1 pseudogene is annotated in these 1,773 nt (G+C 43.5%); it reads left to right on the plus strand.

Annotated elements, in window-relative coordinates:
* Nucleotides 1-75 precede the first annotated feature (75 nt).
* Nucleotides 76-1,628, plus strand: a pseudogene (locus tag COJ96_RS25335) (IS3 family transposase).
* Nucleotides 1,629-1,773 lie beyond the last annotated feature (145 nt).

Genomic DNA, 1,773 nt, shown 5'->3' on the forward strand with positions numbered 1-1,773 from the left:
TCCCCCTGTGTTAGGATAGATGTCGTATAGAAGTTATTGTGATATAATTATAAAAAAACACGGAGGCTATACGACATGAGAGCACAGCCTGGTAAACCTTACACAAAAGAATTTAAAGAGTCCATCGTCAAACGGATGATGCCACCAAACAACGAACCGGTTAAAGCGTTAAGTGAGGAAACCGGTGTAACGGAAGTTACTTTATACAAATGGCGGAGGGAATCCCGGAATAACGGAAACGCCACCCCCGGAGACGGCCAAGGTTCTGATAAGTGGAATAGTGAAGATAAATTTCTAATCGTTATGGAAACCTACTCTATGAATCAAGCAGATTTAGCTGAATATTGCCGTAAAAAAGGACTATATAAAGAACAGATTGAGGCTTGGCGCTCTGCCTGTTTGAGCGCAAATGGCCGTGAATCTGATAAAAGCAAGCAGTTGAACCAAGAGTTAAAAGGCGAAAAGAAACGAGCTAAAACACTTGAACAGGACCTAAGAAAAAAGGAGAAAGCGCTGGCCGAAGCTGCCGCTTTATTACTACTTAGAAAAAAGGCCCAAGCGATCTGGGGGGACCCAGAGGAAGAATGATTATCCCATCAGATCGCGCGCTAGCAGTCGAACTCATCCAAGATGCCAATCAGAATGGTGCGCGGTTAACTGAAGCCTGTAAAGAGCTAAATATCAGCGTAAGAACCTATGAACGCTGGGTAGCTGAGGGCGGAGTCAAGAAAGACCAACGTCCCCTTGTCAAACGGGCGGAGCCTAAAAATAAGCTTACACCTGAAGAAAGACAGAAGATTATTGAAGTGGCTAAAAAGGAAGAGTATGAGAACTTACCACCTTCACAAATTGTGCCAAAGTTGGCCGATCAATCTATCTATATTGCCTCGGAATCTACCTTTTATCGCGTGTTGCGAATGGAGTCGATGCAAAACCATAGGGGCAGAAGCAAAAGACCAGTGCAAAAATTACCAGAGAGCTACTTAGCCACAAAACCCAATCAGGTCTGGACATGGGATATTACATGGCTCCCAGGTCCTATTAAGGGTGCCTATTTTAAGTTCTATATGGTAGTTGATATATTTAGTAGATTCCCAGTAGGGTCGGAAGTATGGGAAAACGAGGATGCCGTATATGCGGAAGAGTTAATCAAAAAAGCGGTCATCAGCGAAAAAATAACGGGGAAACCACTGGTGCTTCATTCCGATAACGGAAGCCCAATGAAAGCTGCGACCTTTCAGGCCTTATTGGAGAAATTGGGTATCACAAAGTCCTATTCAAGACCGCGTGTAAGTAATGATAATCCCTATTCTGAGGCTCTATTTCGAACGATGAAGTACAGACCAGAGTACCCGCATCAAGGGTTTGAGTCGCTAGAAGCAGCACGGGCATGGGCCTCGAAATTTGTGAAATGGTATGCGCATGAACATCAGCATAGCGGATTGAATTTTGTGACACCCCACCAAGTCCATACAGGGGAACATATTAAAATTTTGGAGAAGCGAAAGGAAGTTTATGAAGAAGCAAAATCCAAGCATCCTGAACGTTGGTCGCGTTCAACAAGGGATTGGTCAGCCCATCAATCGGTTGCCTTAAACCCTATGAAAGATCAACAAGAAATCGAGTAAACCCTTGAAAATGGCGGAGGAAATCTTACCATCATCATAAAATATTTGTTCGTTAGAATGAATGTTTTATGATGATGCCAGCAAGCGAAGCGCGGTAGGGTTTTTTGAAGCAGTAATAATACGACAACTTTCTTGACAAACACCG

It is taken from the genome of Bacillus sp. AFS073361 (assembly GCF_002567005.1).
GTDB lineage: Bacteria > Bacillota > Bacilli > Bacillales > Cytobacillaceae > Neobacillus.